Raw genomic sequence first — 14731 nt, 5'->3', positions numbered from 1 at the left:
CGCTCCGGCGGGGCTTTTTCGTGTCGGGGCCCGGCCCGGATTGGACAGGACCGCCCCCCGCCCTTAAGCCTCCGCCCGGGAATTCACGGGGCCTCGGAACGGAGCGGACGGGCGCATGACGGGTTTGATGACGGGCAAGCGCGGCCTGATCCTGGGGGTCGCCAACGACCACTCGATCGCCTGGGGCATCGCCAGGACCCTGCGCGACCACGGCGCGGACCTCGCCTTCACCTACCAGGGCGAAGCGCTCGGGCGGCGCGTCGGGCCGCTCGCCGCCCGGCTCGGCTCGGACATCGTGCTCCCCTGCGACGTGGAGGACCTCGCCTCGGTGGACGCCGCCTTCGCGGCGCTCGACGAGCGCTTCGGCGGCGAGCTCGACTTCGTGGTCCACGCCATCGGCTTCTCCGACAAGGCGCAGCTCAAGGGCCGCTACGTCGACGTCACCACCCGCGAGAACTTCGCGCGCACCCTGACCATCTCGTGCTTCTCCTTCACGGAGATCGCGCAGCGGGCGGCCCGGCGCATGGGCCGGGGCGGCTCGCTCCTGACCCTGACCTACGGCGGCTCCACCCGCGTCATGCCGAACTACAACGTGATGGGGGTGGCCAAGGCGGCGCTCGAAGCCTCGGTGCGCTACCTCGCGAGCGACCTCGGGCCCGACGGCATCCGGGTCAACGCCCTCTCGGCCGGGCCGATGCGCACGCTCGCCGGCGCCGGCATCGCCGACGCCCGGCTGATGTTCAACCACCAGAAGGCCCACGCGCCGCTGCGGCGGACCGTGAGCCTGGAGGATGTCGGGGGCTCCGCCCTCTACCTCCTCTCGGACCTCTCCGGCGGCGTGACCGGCGAGGTCCACTTCGTGGACGCGGGCTACAACATCATCTCGATGCCCCGCCCCGATGTGCTCCAGGCGCAGGACGCCGCGGGTGTGGTGGGGGACGCCTGAGGACCCCCATGCCCGTGCGGCATGGTGTCGGCCAGCGTCGAACGGGTCCGCCGCGGCCCTAACTCGTGGGGCAATCCTCCCCCACGAAGGCGCCCGTGTCCAAGCCCATCAGCGACTACGCCATCATCGGCGACACGCACGCGGCCGCCCTCGTCGCCCGTGACGGCTCGATCGACTGGCTGTGCTGGCCGCGCCACGATTCGCCCGCCCTGTTCCTGCGCCTCCTCGACGACGAGGCGGGCGGCTCCTGCGGGATCGCCCTCGACGGGACGCTGCGCACCAGCCGGCGCTACCGGCCCGGCACCAACGTCCTGGAGACCACCTTCGTCACGGAGACGGGCCGGGCCCGGCTCACCGACCTGATGCCCGTGAACCCGCCCACCACCGAGCCCGACGAGGGCCCGGACGGGGAGGGGGAGAGCCGCCTGATCCGCCTGCTCACCTGCGAGTCCGGCCGGGTGAGCGGCCGCTTCACCGTGCACCCGACCTTCGACTACGCCCGCTGCGGCTGCACGCCGATCGCGGAGGCCGGCTCCGTGCTGTTCGAGGCCGGCGAGCAGCGGCTGCGGGTGATCGCGTCGCGCGCGCCCACAATCCGCGGGACGGTCGCGGAGGCGGCCATCGACCTGCGGGCGGGCGAGAGCGCCTACCTCGTCCTCACCCACGGCGAGGACGATCAGGCCGCCGCCATCGAGGACTGGGACGGCGCCTGCCTGCGCCTCGACGCCACCGTGCGCTACTGGGAGCGCTGGGGCGAGCGCTGCTCCTACCGGGGTCCCTACCGCGAGGCGGTTTTGCGCTCGGTGCTGTGCCTGAAGCTCCTCACCTACGCGCCGAGCGGCGGCATCGTCGCGGCCGTCACCGCGGGGCTGCCCGAGGCGGTGCCGGGCAACCGCAACTACGATTACCGCTTCACCTGGATGCGGGACGCGAGCTTCACGGTCACCGCCTTCGCGATGCTCGGCTACGTCCGCGAGGCGTCCGAATTCCTGCGCTTCCTGCGCGAGGCGGACGGCAGCTTCGGCCGCGAGACGCGGCTCCTCTACGCCATCGACGGGGTGATCCCGCCCGAGGAGGCCCTGATCCACCTCTCCGGCTGGAACGGCGTGGGGCCGGTGCTGATCGGCAATGCCGCCGAGCACCAGGAACAGCACGACATCTACGGCGAGCTGATCCGGGCGCTCTGCAGCTTCCTGGAGGCCGTGGACTACGACCCGCCCGAGAAGGTGAACGACCGCCTGCCCGAGGTCCTCGAGAACCTGACCCGGCGGGCCATCGCCTGCCGGGGCGAGCCCGACCACGGCATCTGGGAGCTGCGCGGCGAGCGCCGGGTGCAGCTCCACACCCAGGCGATGATCTGGGTGGCGCTCACCAACGCCGCCCGCATCGGCCGCCGCGTCGACGGGGTGCCGGCCGAGAGCATCGCCCGCTGGGAGAGCCTCGCGGCTGAGATCCGCGCCGAGTACCTCGCGCGCTGCTGGAACCCGGAGAAGCAGGCCTATGCGGGCTTCTACGATTCCGGGGACCTCGACGCCGCGGTGCTGCGGGTGGCGCTGTTCGGGGCGATCGACGCGGACGATCCCCGCCTCGCCTCGACGCTCTCGGCCATCGAGCGGGAGCTCGGCGACGGCGACCTCATCTACCGCTACCGCTTCGACGACGGGCTGGAGGGCGAGGAGGCGACCTTCACGCCCTGCGCCTTCTGGCGGGTGAGCTGCCTCGCGCTCGCCGGCCGCACGGGGGAGGCCAAGGCCGCCTTCGAGCGCCTGATCGCGCGGGCCAACGACGTCGGCCTGTTCGCCGAGGAGATCGACGCCGCGAGCGGCGAGCAGCGGGGCAACACGCCCCAGGGCTTCACCCACATGGCGCTGATCAACGCGGCCCTGCGCCTCGAAGCCTGCATCGACCGGTTCGGTGTGGCGGAGGTGGAGCAGGCGGCTAAATAGCCGGCTATTTGGGCTTAGCGGCCGCTCGACCCGAACCCGCCGGAGCCGCGGGCCGAGCCGGGGCCGGGCGCCTCCCCGACGAGGCGCAAGGCCGGCCGCGCGACCCGGGTGAAGACGAGCTGGGCGATGCGCTCGCCGGGCTCGACGCGGATCGGGGCGCCGCCCGGGTTGCGGTTCCAGGCCGAGACCAGGAGCGGCCCCTCGTAGTCGGCGTCGATGACGCCGGTGCCGTTGCCGAGCACGAGCCCGCGATGGCCCGCGCCGGAGCGCGGCAGCACCAGGCCGCACCAGCGGGGATCGCGGATCAGCACGGCGAAGCCGGCCGGGACCAGCGCGGGGGGGCCCTGCGGAGCGAGCTCCAGGGGCGCGTCGAGGCAGGCATGCAGGTCGAGCCCCGCGGCCTGCGCCGAGCCCCACCGCGGAAAGCCCCAGCCCGGCAGCCGCGCGTCGAGGAGGCGCAGATCCACCTCAGGAAGATCGGCCTCGGGCGGCGCGCCACTCATCCGCGCAGCGCCGCGATGGCCTCGGCGAGCGCCAGCACCCGCCGCGCCTCCTCGGCGTGCAGGCGCTCGATCATGCGGTCGCGGAAGGGGATCGCCCCGCGGCCACGGTTCTCGGGCGCCGCGAAGGCGGCGACGATCGCCTCGGACTCGGCGATGGTCTCCGGGCTCGGCCCGAAGGCCGCGTTGGCGGCCTCGATCTGGCTCGGATGGATCAGCATCTTGCCGTCGAAGCCGCAATCGCGCCCCTGCGCGCACTCGGCCTCGAAGCCGGCCGCGTCCCGGAAGGCGTTGTAGATGCCGTCGATCACGTCGAGGTCGTAGGCGCGGGCGGCGGCCACCGCGCCCATCAGCCAGGGCATCAGCGCCGGGCGGCCGGGCACGCCGGGGCGGATCCGGGCGGCCTTGGCGAGGTCGTTGGGGCCCACCACCAGGCAGGCGAGGCGGGTGTCCACGTCGCGCGCCGCGCTCGCGATGGCGTCGAGGTGGAGGATGGCGAGCGGGCTCTCGATCATCGCCCACAGCCGCGTAGTGAGCGGCGCCCCGAGGCGGCGCAGGCGCGAGCCCACCGCCACCAGCGCGTCCGGCCCGTGCACCTTGGGGACCAGGATGGCGTCGGGGCCCGCGGGCGCGATGGCCGCGAGGTCGTCCTCGCCGAAGGCCGTCTCCAGCGGGTTGACGCGCACCACCACCTCGCGCCGGCCGAAGTGGCGCTCCCGCACCGCGGCCGCCACCGCCTCGCGGGCCGCGGGCTTCGCCTCGGGGGCGACGGCGTCCTCGAGGTCGATCATCACCACGTCGGCGGGAAGGCCCGCGGCCTTCTCCAGGGCGCGGGCGTTGGAGCCGGGCAGGGACAGGACGCTGCGGCGCGGGCGGATCTCGGTCATGGCGCGTCTCCAGGTCCAATGGGCTGCCGGCGGAACCGCGGATAGCCTCCGGGCCGCGCGCTTTCAAGGCGGGCGGCGGGCTTGAGGGAACGGGGCATGGCGCGCTGGATCGCGGGGCTCGACGGCTGCCGGGGCGCCTGGGCGGGGGTGCTCCTCGACCTCGACGATCCCGAGCGCCACCGCGCCGGCCTGTTCGCGCGCATCGCCGACTGCCTCGACGGGCCGGAGGCGCCGCTCCGCGTCGGCATCGACGTTCCGATCGGCCTGCCCGACCGGGTCGAGGGGGGCGGGCGCGTCGCCGACCGGGCGGCCCGGGCCGAGCTCGGCGCTTCCGGCCGGGCCAGCGTCTTCCCGGTGCCGCCCCGCGCCGCCGTCTACGCGCCGGACTACGCCGCCGCCAAGGCCCTGTCGCGGGCCGGCAGCGCGCCGCCCTTCGCGCCCTCGATCCAGTGCTGGAACATCCTCCCCTACGTGCGCGAGGCCGACGGGCTCGTCCGCGCCCGGCCGGAGCTGCGGGAGCGCCTGCACGAGGTCCACCCCGAGATCGCCTTCCGGCGCCTCAACGGCGGGCGTCCCCTCGCGCACCGGAAGAAGGGGCCGACCCGCGCGGCCGGGCTCGCCGAGCGCCGGGCGCTCCTGATCGGCGCCGGCCTGCCCGAGGGCCTCGTCGATGCCCGCCCGCGCGGCGTCGGGGCCGACGACCACCTCGACGCCCTGGCGGGCCTCGTCGTCGCCCGCGACATCCTCGCGGGCCGCGCCGTGCCGCTGCCGGACCCGCCGGCGCGGGACGGCCACGGCCTGCCCGTGGTGATCTGGGCGCCGGCCTCTGCTAGCGTCCCGTCATGACCGATCTGCCCGTCCGCCACATCGCCCGCGCCCTGGTGTTCGACCCGCGCGACCGCCTGCTGCTCATCGAGTACGAGGCCGTGCGCCCCTTCCCCCACAACGGGGCTGAGGCGACGCGCTTCTGGTTCATGCCGGGCGGCGGCCTGGAGGCCGGGGAGGACCACGTGACGGGCTGCCGGCGCGAGCTGGAGGAGGAGATCGGCGTGCGCGATGCCCCGATCGGCCCCCAGGTCGCCGCCTGCGACGGGCCGTTCCACCTCTTCCGCCAGTCCCGGGACGCGCGCGAACGCTACTTCCTCGTGCGCCTGCCGAGCGACGCCATCGACACGAGCCGGCTTGCCGAGACGGAGGACAACCCCCTCCACGGCACCCGCTGGTGGACCATGGCGGAGCTGGCCGAGACCGAGGCCCGCATCGAGCCCGCGGGCCTTCCCGCCCTGGCGCGGGCGATCGTCGCGGGGGACGTCCCGGCCGAGCCCGTGCGCCTGTCCTGGCAGGATGCCCCGCGAAGCGCTTGAGTCGGCAACGATGGCCCGCCATCGCCGTTGTGTGACGATGCTCGCTTCCGAGCCGGCCCGGAGACCCCGATGTTCCCCACTGCCCTGACCGAAGGCTACCGCGCGTTCCTGGACGACCGCTTTCCCAAGGAGAGCAAGCGCTTCAAGGATCTCGCCGAGAGCCAAGCGCCCGAGGTGCTGCTGATCGGATGCTGCGACAGCCGCGTATCGCCGGAGGTGATCTTCGATGTCGGGCCGGGCGAGCTGTTCGTGATCCGCAACGTCGCCAACATCGTTCCGCCCTACGAGACCGGCGGCGACTACCACGGCACCTCGGCGGCCATCGAGTTCGCCGTGCAGGCGCTGGAGGTGAAGCACATCGTGGTGATGGGCCACGCCACCTGCGGTGGCATCAAGGCCTTCGCCAACAAGGCCCAGCCCCTCTCGCCAGGCAACTTCATCGGCAAGTGGGTCTCGCTGGTGAAGCCCGCCGAGGAGAAGGCCGGCGATTCCTCGGCGCCGGACTACCTCACCCGCATGGAGCACGCGATGGTGAGCCAGAGCCTCGAGAACCTGATGACCTTCCCGTTCGTGCGCGAGCGCGTGGAGGCCGGCAAGGTGGAGCTGCACGGCGCCCATTTCGGCGTGGCGAACGGCCAGCTGCTGGTCCGCGACCCCGCCACGGGCGATTTCGGCCCGGTGGTCGACCGCGCCGGCCAGCCCCTGCGCCCCTCCGCGATGATCAACTGCGCCTGAGAATAGGCGAGACTTCCCCGCCCCCTCTGATCCTGCGGCGGCCCCATCCCGGCGGGCCGCGCAGGACGAGGTCGTGACGAGGGGCAGCGGAGAACGCCTCGCGGCTCCAGGAAGCGCAAACCGGCGTCGCCGTCCCGCAAACGATCTTGAAGTCAGGGCACGCAGTGCCCTATTATCTGGCGCGCGGAGGTGTCGCCGATGGCGACGGTTCACCGGTCCGAGCGCTTCAAGATCTGCGTCTACGCCGATGATCATCCCCCGCCGCACTTCCATGTCGTGGGGCGCGGCTTCAAGGCGACGATCCTGCTCGCGAGCCTCAGCCTCGATGCGGGGAAGCTGCCGCCGGAGATCATGGCCGAAGCCGTAACATGGGCGGCCGCAAACCTCGGTACCCTCCGCTCGGAGTGGGAGAGGCTCAATGAGCGACGCTGACATGCTCCACGGGAGGGAGGATTATCCGACGCTCGCGAGCGTCGAGGTCGGCCACGATCCCTTCTCCGTCGTCGTGACGTGGGAGGACGGGCCGCGCGCGGGCCGGCGCGATCTCATCGACCTCGCTCCCGTGATCCTGACGTACCGGGTCTTCGTTCCCCTCCGGGATGATCGCGCCCTGTTCGCGACCGTCAGGGTCGCGGAGTTCGGAGAGGCCCTGGAATGGGGCGAGGGGGATGAGATCTCGGTCGCGAGCAAGACCCTGGCGCGGCTGGCGGAGGAGGCCATGACGAATGCCGACTTCGCGGCGTTCCTGAAGCGGCATGCCCTCACGCGCGACGCCGCCGCGGGACAGCTCGGCATAGCCCGACGCCTCGTCTCATACTACGCCAAGGACCGGAAGATCCCGCGCTCCATCGCGCTCGCCTGCAAGTACCTGGATGGCCTCAGGATCTGAGGACCGCGTCACGTAGGATCACCGCGCAGGCTCCCCGACCGGGTGCTTCAGCGCCTTACAGGACTTGAGCCTGCGCACGTCCTCGCTGATCAACTGCGCTGAGGGCTTGTTTGATCGAATGATCCCGCCCGCGGCCTCATCCTGAGGTGCCCCGCGAGGAGCCTCGAAGGAGCCCTCCAGAAATCTCGGCGATCCCTGGAGGGCTCCTTCGAGGCTCCGCTTCGCTGCGCACCTCAGGATGAGGTCGCGGGTGGGAAGCAGTTTGGCACAGAGTTTCTCCCATCCACCCACCTCATCCTGAGGTGCCCCCGCAGGGGGCCTCGAAGGAGCCCTCCAGAAATCTCCGCGATCCCTGGAACCCTCCTTCGAGGCGTCGCCTCGCGCCGCCCCACGCACGAAAAGGGGCGGCGGATCCTGCGATCCACCGCCCCGTTCCCGGGCTGGAGGCGCGTCGCCTCCGGCCGTCGTTCTGTCCGGGCCTCAGCGGGCCAGGCGCTGGGCCATCGTGTAGTGCTGCTCCAGCACCGGCAGGGCCTGCTGGGCGTAGGTGCGCAGCGCCGGGTTCGGGCCGCCCTGGGCGTAGGCCTGGGTCATGCCGATCGTCATCTGGTGCGCCTGGAGCTGCTGCTGCACGTAGAGGCGATCGAAGCGGGCGCCGGGCGGGGTCGCGGAGAGCTCGGCGAGCATCGCCTGCTGCTGCGGGTTCGGCTGCACGATGGTGGTGCCGGCCGTCATGTCGACGTCGCCGCCGGTGGCGATCCGGCTGCCGGCCGCCGCGCCGCGGGCCGCACCCGCGCCGGCGCCCTCGAGGCCGCCGATCGGGCCGCCCGCCAGGGTGCCGCCGACCACGCCGGTGGCCACGCCCGTCGCCGCGCCGACCGCGCCGCCCGCCACCGCGAGCGGGGCCTCGATCAGGCCGCCGATCGGACCGCCGAGGCCGTCCTGACGGGCCGCGACGTAGTTCCGCTCGCCGCCGGCCAGCGCCACGTTGGCGGCGCGGTGGTCACGGACGGCGTGCTGGGCGTAATTGCGGATGGCCGGGTTGCGCGACTTCGACAGCGCGATCTGGCTGGACTGGATCTCGAACGCGTTCGCCTGCATCGCCTGCAGGCGGAAGTCGCCGGCGCTCTGGGCCATGGCGGGGGAGGCCACGGCGACCATCAGGGCGGACAGGGCAACGTAGTTCTTCAGCATCATGAGCCTCAAGAATTTAGAATGTCAGCGTACAGAAGCGTCCCGATCGATCGCTCGATTGATCGGGGCCGAAATGAGCACTTCGCGCCGTCAACGATGAGGCCTGGGCTTTGTTCCGGAACGATTTTCGCGGTAGCCGCATGAGCTTGGCCGTTCTTCGCCTCTGCTTGGGCGACCGGGTAGCCCGATGAGGCTGGTCCTCGTCCAGGTCCTGCGCGCCGCCGCCGCGCTGATGGTCGCCGTGCACCACGCCGGCCACGAGGCCGGAGTGATCGCCGCCCGGACGGGGGCGCCGTTCGCCGAGAGCCGGCTCCTGCCCTGGGCCGCGGGCGTCGACGTGTTCTTCGTGATCTCGGGCTTCATCATCGTCCATGCAGGCCGCGACCTCTACGGGCGGCCGGGGGCGCGGGCCCGCTTCCTCGCCCACCGGGTCGCCCGGGTGGTGCCGCTCTACTGGCTCGTCACCCTCGCCTACCTCGCCGTGGCGCTGCGGGTGCCGGCGCTGCTGGGCGAGGGCGCGCAGGGGATGCTCGACCCCGCCTACCTCGCGGGCTCGTTCCTGTTCTGGCCGATGGCCCGGCCGGACGGCACGCCGCAGCCGCTCTACGGCCTCGGCTGGACCCTGAACTGCGAGATGGCCTTCTACCTCCTGTTCGCGGTGGGCCTCGGCTGGGGGCGGCGGGCGGCCGTGGCGTGGCTCGCGCTCGCGCTCGGCGCCCTGGTGCTCGCCGCCGCGCTCCTGCCCGGGGCCGGCCTGCCGCTGACCTTCTGGGGCAACCCCGTCCTCCTCGAATTCGTCCTCGGCGCCGCGCTGGGGCTCGCGCGGGCGGAAGGCCTGCGCCTTGGGGCGGGCGCCCGGCTCGCGCTGGCGGGCGCGGGCCTCGCGGGGCTCGGGCTCGGAGAGCCCCTCGGGCTCGACATCTGGGGCGCGGGCCGCCCGCTGCTCCTCGGCCTGCCGGCCGCGGCGCTGGTGGCGGCCGCGGTCCTCGGGGCGCCGCGTCCGGAGGCCGGACCCGCGCGGGCCTCCCCCGGCCTGCGGCTCGCCGTGCTCCTCGGGGACGCCTCCTACGCGCTCTACCTCACGCACCCGTTCGTGCTGCGGGCGGCCCGCGAGGCGCTGCTCGGCACCGGCCTCGCGGCGCTCGCCGGGCCCTGGGGGTCGCTCGCGCTGATGGTGGGGCTGACCCTGCCGGTGGCGCTCCTGGTGCATCGCGGCCTCGAGCGGCCGCTGACCGGGGCGGTACGCCGGCGCCTCGACCGCGCGGTCCGCGCGCCCGGGGCGGGGATCTCGGAGCGGGCGTGAGCGGCCCGGATTGCCCGGGGATGCGGCGGGCGCCCCCGCTTGGCCCTGCCCGCGCGCGCCTGTAGCGTGAAGGCCCCCGCGCCCGCCGCGGAGGCCCGAACGAGGACCCGGCCATGAAGACCCTGCTCGTTCCCGTCGCCCTGCACGACGCCCTGCCCTCGGTGTTCGAGACCACGCGGCTCGTCGCCGCCCGCTTCGGCAGCCTGATCGAGGGCGTCTCGCTCCGCCCGGCGCTCGCCGAGTACGTGCCGGTCGACATGGTGGGCGGCATGACCTGGCTGCGCGACGAGGAGGCCGACCGGGCCGAGGCCGAGGAGGCGGGCGGCCGCTTCATCGCCTTCATGGACCAGGCGGGCATCCCCCGGCACGCCCGCGACGGGCTCTGCATCCCCGAGAACGTGGCGGGCGCCGGCCCCCGCTACCGCTGGCGGCAGGACGTGCCGGCGGGCGACGCCTTCCTGGGGCAGTACGCCCGCCTGTTCTCCGCCACCGTGGTGGGCCGCCCCGGCAGCGACGACGGCGCGCCCCGCATGGCGACCTTCGAGACCGCCCTGTTCGAGGGCGGCCGGCCGATCCTGCTCGCGCCGCCGACGCCCCCGACCCGCCTCGGCGAGGCGGTGCTGATCGCCTGGAACGGCTCCACCGAGACCGCCCGGGCGGTGGCCTTCGCGATGCCGTTCCTGCTCGCGGCGAAGCGCATCCTGGTGCTCAGCGTCGAGGGCGGCACGGTGCCGGGCCCGAGCGCCGAGGACCTCGCCCGGGGGCTCGCCTGCGAGGGCGTCGCGGCCGAGCACAAGGCCCTCCCGGCCGGCCGGCGCACGCCGGGCGAGACCTTCCTGGCCGAGGCGAAGGACTTCGGCGCGGACCTGCTGATCAAGGGGGCCTACACCCAGAGCCGCCTGCGCCAGATGATCTTCGGCGGCCCGACGAGCCACCTCCTCGCGCATGCCGACCTGCCGGTGCTGATGGCGCATTGAGCGCCGGCCCGACGCGGGTTGGGCCACCGGTGGGCAAGCGGCCGGGGCCGCGCTATCTGCCCAACCGCGCCCCGCCTCGCCCCCCGGACCCCCGATGAAGCCCCTCCGCGCCGTCCTCCTCGCCAGCCTCCTCCTCGCGGCGGGCTCCGCCGCCGCCACCGAGGCCGTCACCCGCTACCGCGGCACCGTGGAGAGCCGGGACGGCGAAACCCTCACCCTGCGCCTGCGCGACGGCGGCACGGTCGTGCTGGAGATGAACCCGAGGACGCGGATGTTCACGGCCGTCGAGGGCCGCCTGCGCGACGTGAAGCCCGAGAGCTACGTGAGCGTGCTGACCGAGCCCGGCACCAGCGAGGCCGCGCCGAAGCCGACCGCGGTGACGATCTACTCGCCCTCCGAGCGCGGCTTCATGGCGGGCTCCCGCCCCTGGGACACCGCCCCCGGCGCCACCCTGACGGCGGGCTGGATCGACGGACTCGACCGCGGCGAGAACCTGCGGGTGAACGTGGCCTACGACGGCGGCGCGAAGACCTTCACGGTGCCGGAGGGGACGCCGACCGTGCAGATCGCCACCGGCGAGAAGGGCCTGCTCGTGCCGGGCGCCCAGGCGGTCGCCTTCAGCCGCCGGGCGCCGGACGGCACGCTCCAGGCCGACCTCGTGGCGGTGGGGCGCCTCGGCGCCGAGCCCCGCCTCTAGAGCCCCGCATGACCGCCTTCGCGCTCGACCCGCGGCTCGCCGCGGACACCGTGCCGGTGGGGGACCTCGCGCTCTCCTCCGTGCTGCTGATGGACGATGCCCGCTTCCCCTGGCTGATCCTGGTGCCCCGCCGCCCGGGGCTCTCCGAGATCACCGACCTTCCGGCGGACGAGGCCGGGCTGCTCTGGGAGGAGGTGCGCCTCGCCGCCGGGGTGATGCAGGGGCTCGCCAAGCCCGACAAGGTCAACGTCGCGAGCCTCGGCAACGTGGTGGGGCAGCTCCACCTGCACGTCGTCGGGCGCTTCCGCTCGGACCCCGCCTGGCCGGGTCCCGTCTGGGGCCACGGCACGCGCACGCCCTATCCGCCCCACGCCCGCATCCAGCTCGCCGAGCGGGCCGGCGCCCTGTTCGCTGCGGCCTGACCCATGACCCTGTCCGACCACCATCCCGGCCTCGGCTACGCCGAGAGCCGCCTCCTGCGCCACTCGGCCGAGCAGGACGAGGCCGCGATCCCTGGGCGCGACGCGCCCGGCGCGCGCCTCGTGCTGATGGCCGGCGACCGGGTCGTGCTCGCGGGCGACAGCGCCCTGCTGGAGGCGGCCGCGCACTGGCCGGAAGACGCCGCCTTCACGGTCTTCCTCGGCCGCCTCGACGGCGCCCCCGTCTTCGCGGCCGCGATCAGCCCGGAGGCCGCGGAGGCGCGGGAGCGCGCCGCGCCGGGGGCGGCGGGCGCCGACCTGCGGGCGCTCGCCGCCGAGGGGCGGGTCGCCCCCCACGAGCTCGGCCTCCTCGCCACCGCGAAGTCGCTCCTCGCCTGGCACGCCCGCAACGGCTTCTGCGCCCATTGCGGCACCGCCACCGTGCTGCGGGCCGGGGGCTTCCGGCGCGAGTGCCCGGCCTGCGGGACGCACCACTTCCCCCGCACCGACCCGGTGGTGATCATGCTGATCCGCCGGGGCGACGCCTGCCTGCTCGGGCGCGCACCGCGCTTCAAGGAGGGGATGTACTCCTGCCTCGCGGGCTTCCTCGAACCCGGCGAGACGATCGAGGCGGCGGTGCGCCGCGAGAGCTTCGAGGAGACCGCCATCCGCATCGGAGCGGTGGCCTACCACGCCTCGCAGCCCTGGCCCTTCCCGGCCTCGCTGATGATCGGCTGCGTGGCCGACGCCCTCGACGAGGCCATCGTGGCCGACCCGAACGAACTCGCCGACGCCCGCTGGTTCCACCGGGACGCCATCGCCCGGATCCTCGCCGGCGCCCATCCGGAGGGCATCACCGCCCCCCCGCCCATGGCGATCGCCCACCTGCTGATGCGGGCCTTCGCCGAGGGGCGGGCCTGAGCGGGATGCCCCCCGTCAGCGCGCGGTGGTGGGCCGGGTGGTGGTGACCACGGGCACGACGGTGCGGGTGAGGTTCCCGAAGACCTCCTGATAGCCCTGGCGCTCGTACAGGATGTTGATCTCGGCCTGGCGCTCGGTCACCACCGTGTTCGGGTACCGGTAGCGCGTGTCGAGCCCCGGGAGCACGCCCGGACAGCTGATGTAGGACAGCCGGACCTGCGTGAAGCACACGGTCTGCTGCCGGGCGAGCGCTGCCAGGAACGGGTTGACGCAGCGCCCGTCGGCCCGCCGGCCCTCCGGGCAGGCGGCGGGCGCGGGCAGGGGCTGGGCCGCGGCGGCGAGCGGCGCCAGCCCGAGCAGCGCGGCGGCGAGGATGATGTGACGCATGGCGGCCTCCCTCAGAACTTGAACGTGACGCCGCCGCCCACGGAATAGCCGTGGTAGCTGATGCGGGGTTGCCCGGTCCCCGGGACGATCCCGACCGGATCGAAGATCTTGTCGGGGCTCACCGCCTCGCGCACGAAGATCCGCTCGCCGCGCAGGCTCAGGGTCACGGTCTCGGTGAGCGCGTAGGTCAGGATGCCGCCCGCGCCGTAGCGCTCGCGCTGGGGCACGAACACGAGGGTCCGCGCGTCGAAGGCGTTCCGGTCGCGGTAGAGGAAGCTCAGGGTCGGCCCGAGGCCGACCGGGCCGGTCGTGTAGAGCGTGTCGAGCCCGACGCGGTAGAGGTTGCTGTTCGCGTTGGCGTTCTCGCGCACCAGCAGGCCCGGCACGGCGCCCGGCACGAAGTTGTTCTCCGTGTGGGTGAAGGAGCCCGAGAGGGTCGTGGCCCATTCGGGTGTCCAGGCGTAGGCCGCGGTGGCGGAGAGCGAGAGGCGGTCGCCGCTGCGCAGGGCGCGGGTGCCGTCGATCCGGGTCGCGGCCTCCGCGATGTAGACGAAGGCGATGTTCGCGCTGGCGGGCCCCGCCTGATAGCTCAGCGAGGCCGTTCCCGTGACGGAGTTGCCGGGCTCTAGGCGGGTGGTCGCCGTGAGCCCCGTCACCGGGTCGGTGAAGCCCTCGCGGTCGTACTGCCCGCGGATCGTGTAGCCGACTCCGAACGAGAGCAGCATGGTCTCGCCGAGGGGGACGTTGACGCCGAGCGTCGGGCCGAAGTTGAGGCCCTCGCCGAAGACCGGGACGTCGACGAGGTCGGAATCAAGGCGTGCCCGGAAGCGGTTGCCGCCCAGGAAGGTGTCCCCGGTCGGGAGGTTGACGTTGAGCGACAGGAAGGGCTGGAAGCCGGCCGCGCCGAGGTAGGTGGCGGTCGCGGAAAGCTGGGTGTCGAGCGCCGTGCGCTCGCTCCCGGAGAGCCCGACCGTGGTCTGCCGGGTGTCGGCGTAGCCGCCCCGCACCGTCAGGTCGAAGCGCATGTCCTCGGCCGGCTGGCCGCTCAAGCCGAGGCCGAAGGGCAGGTAGAGCTGTTCGCCGGAGCCGCGCACGCCGTTGGCGGCCTGGCCGAACGCCTGCCCCTTGGTGCCGCTGAAGGCGAACGACCGGACTTCGGTGTTGACGGTGGTGACCCAGGCCGGCGTGAAGGCAACCGGCGCGGGCGGGGCCGCGTCCGGCATGTCCGCGGCCTGCGCCGCTCCGGCGAGCAGGCCCAAGGCCGCCGCCCATCGTGTCCTCGTCATACGATCCCCCGATCTCCGCGCGGCGCCCGATTCGCTTTCCCGGGGGCCGGCGAAGTCATACTGAAATGAATCGCGAGAAAAAATCTGTTGAAATTCGGTAACAGCGTCGGGATTGTTTTATTGTATTTGTACTTACGGGTGTAGAGAAAGTATTATGCGGCCACACGTAGAATAAATAATAATCTATGCATGCGGAGCCGCTGAGAGGCGGACCGACGCACGCGCTCGCCGGGGCGCCGAGGAGGTTTTCCCCGGCATCCCGGCGATCACCCATGCGATC

17 protein-coding genes are annotated in these 14731 nt (G+C 73.5%); 12 read left to right on the top strand and 5 right to left on the bottom strand.

The features are described from left to right. The first annotated feature begins 115 nt into the window (after positions 1-115). Both fabI and ACLBXP_RS00200 read left to right on the top strand, forming a co-directional pair. Positions 116-946 (top strand): enoyl-ACP reductase FabI, encoded by an 831-nt coding sequence (gene fabI / locus ACLBXP_RS00205; RefSeq protein WP_447665500.1) that lies wholly within the window; start codon positions 116-118, stop codon positions 944-946. Between the two features lie 95 nt (positions 947-1041). Continuing rightward, positions 1042-2892: a glycoside hydrolase family 15 protein gene (locus ACLBXP_RS00200; protein WP_447665499.1), complete on the top strand. Its 1851-nt coding sequence runs from the start codon at positions 1042-1044 to the stop codon at positions 2890-2892. Positions 2893-2906: 14 nt separating this feature from the next. Here the strand turns inward: ACLBXP_RS00200 and dut are convergent, their stop codons facing one another. Next, the gene (gene dut / locus ACLBXP_RS00195) at positions 2907-3395 is read right to left on the bottom strand and encodes a dUTP diphosphatase (RefSeq protein ID WP_447665498.1); all 489 of its coding nucleotides are present in this window, start codon (positions 3393-3395) and stop codon (positions 2907-2909) included. Then, entirely contained in the window at positions 3392-4279 is an 888-nt protein-coding gene (locus ACLBXP_RS00190; RefSeq protein WP_447665497.1) for an HpcH/HpaI aldolase/citrate lyase family protein, read from the bottom strand. The genes dut and ACLBXP_RS00190 overlap by 4 nt, the downstream gene beginning before the upstream one ends. A 96-nt stretch (positions 4280-4375) precedes the next feature. On the opposite strand from ACLBXP_RS00190, the gene ACLBXP_RS00185 reads away from it, so the two are divergent. The 5 genes from ACLBXP_RS00185 to ACLBXP_RS00165 all read left to right on the top strand — a co-directional run bounded on the left by ACLBXP_RS00185 (position 4376) and on the right by ACLBXP_RS00165 (position 7267). Then, complete coding sequence (locus tag ACLBXP_RS00185; RefSeq protein ID WP_447665496.1) at positions 4376-5125, top strand: DUF429 domain-containing protein; 750 nt, start codon at positions 4376-4378, stop codon at positions 5123-5125. Then, positions 5122-5643, top strand: a complete 522-nt coding sequence (locus tag ACLBXP_RS00180; protein WP_447665495.1) for an NUDIX hydrolase — start codon at positions 5122-5124, stop codon at positions 5641-5643. Before ACLBXP_RS00185 ends, ACLBXP_RS00180 begins: the two co-directional genes overlap by 4 nt. 69 nt (positions 5644-5712) lie before the next feature. Beyond that, positions 5713-6378, top strand: a complete 666-nt coding sequence (locus ACLBXP_RS00175) for a carbonic anhydrase (RefSeq protein WP_447665494.1) — start codon at positions 5713-5715, stop codon at positions 6376-6378. Between the two features lie 198 nt (positions 6379-6576). Further along, a complete protein-coding gene (locus tag ACLBXP_RS00170) occupies positions 6577-6810 on the top strand; it encodes a DUF4160 domain-containing protein (protein ID WP_447665493.1) in 234 nt (77 codons plus the stop codon). Next, on the top strand, positions 6797-7267 hold the full coding sequence (locus tag ACLBXP_RS00165) for a DUF2442 domain-containing protein (RefSeq protein ID WP_447665492.1): 471 nt from the start codon (positions 6797-6799) through the stop codon (positions 7265-7267). The genes ACLBXP_RS00170 and ACLBXP_RS00165 overlap by 14 nt, the downstream gene beginning before the upstream one ends. Before the next feature lie 480 nt (positions 7268-7747). Here ACLBXP_RS00165 and ACLBXP_RS00160 read toward each other — a convergent pair whose 3' ends face one another. Continuing rightward, on the bottom strand, positions 7748-8461 hold the full coding sequence (locus tag ACLBXP_RS00160) for a DUF4142 domain-containing protein (RefSeq protein WP_447665491.1): 714 nt from the start codon (positions 8459-8461) through the stop codon (positions 7748-7750). Positions 8462-8648: 187 nt separating this feature from the next. Here ACLBXP_RS00160 and ACLBXP_RS00155 point away from each other — a divergent pair, with 187 nt between their 5' ends. The 5 genes from ACLBXP_RS00155 to nudC all read left to right on the top strand — a co-directional run bounded on the left by ACLBXP_RS00155 (position 8649) and on the right by nudC (position 12778). Continuing rightward, a complete protein-coding gene (locus ACLBXP_RS00155; protein WP_447665490.1) occupies positions 8649-9764 on the top strand; it encodes an acyltransferase family protein in 1116 nt (371 codons plus the stop codon). Positions 9765-9877: 113 nt separating this feature from the next. Beyond that, on the top strand, positions 9878-10741 hold the full coding sequence (locus ACLBXP_RS00150) for a universal stress protein (RefSeq protein ID WP_447665489.1): 864 nt from the start codon (positions 9878-9880) through the stop codon (positions 10739-10741). Between the two features lie 94 nt (positions 10742-10835). Further along, a complete protein-coding gene (locus ACLBXP_RS00145) occupies positions 10836-11438 on the top strand; it encodes a hypothetical protein (protein ID WP_447665488.1) in 603 nt (200 codons plus the stop codon). Between the two features lie 8 nt (positions 11439-11446). Continuing rightward, positions 11447-11860 carry an HIT domain-containing protein gene (locus ACLBXP_RS00140; RefSeq protein WP_447665487.1) on the top strand — a complete coding sequence of 138 codons (414 nt, stop codon included), beginning with the start codon at positions 11447-11449 and terminating at the stop codon, positions 11858-11860. Positions 11861-11863: 3 nt separating this feature from the next. Further along, positions 11864-12778: an NAD(+) diphosphatase gene (nudC, locus tag ACLBXP_RS00135; protein ID WP_447665486.1), complete on the top strand. Its 915-nt coding sequence runs from the start codon at positions 11864-11866 to the stop codon at positions 12776-12778. Positions 12779-12793: 15 nt separating this feature from the next. On the opposite strand, the gene ACLBXP_RS00130 is transcribed toward nudC, so the two are convergent. Continuing rightward, on the bottom strand, positions 12794-13165 hold the full coding sequence (locus ACLBXP_RS00130) for a hypothetical protein (RefSeq protein WP_447665485.1): 372 nt from the start codon (positions 13163-13165) through the stop codon (positions 12794-12796). Positions 13166-13176: 11 nt separating this feature from the next. Further along, positions 13177-14451, bottom strand: coding sequence for a hypothetical protein (locus tag ACLBXP_RS00125; RefSeq protein ID WP_447665484.1), 1275 nt, complete (start codon positions 14449-14451; stop codon positions 13177-13179). Positions 14452-14731 lie beyond the last annotated feature (280 nt).

Source organism: Methylobacterium sp. A54F (genome assembly GCF_053346035.1).
This window is presented reverse-complemented; position numbering and strand designations above follow the sequence as displayed.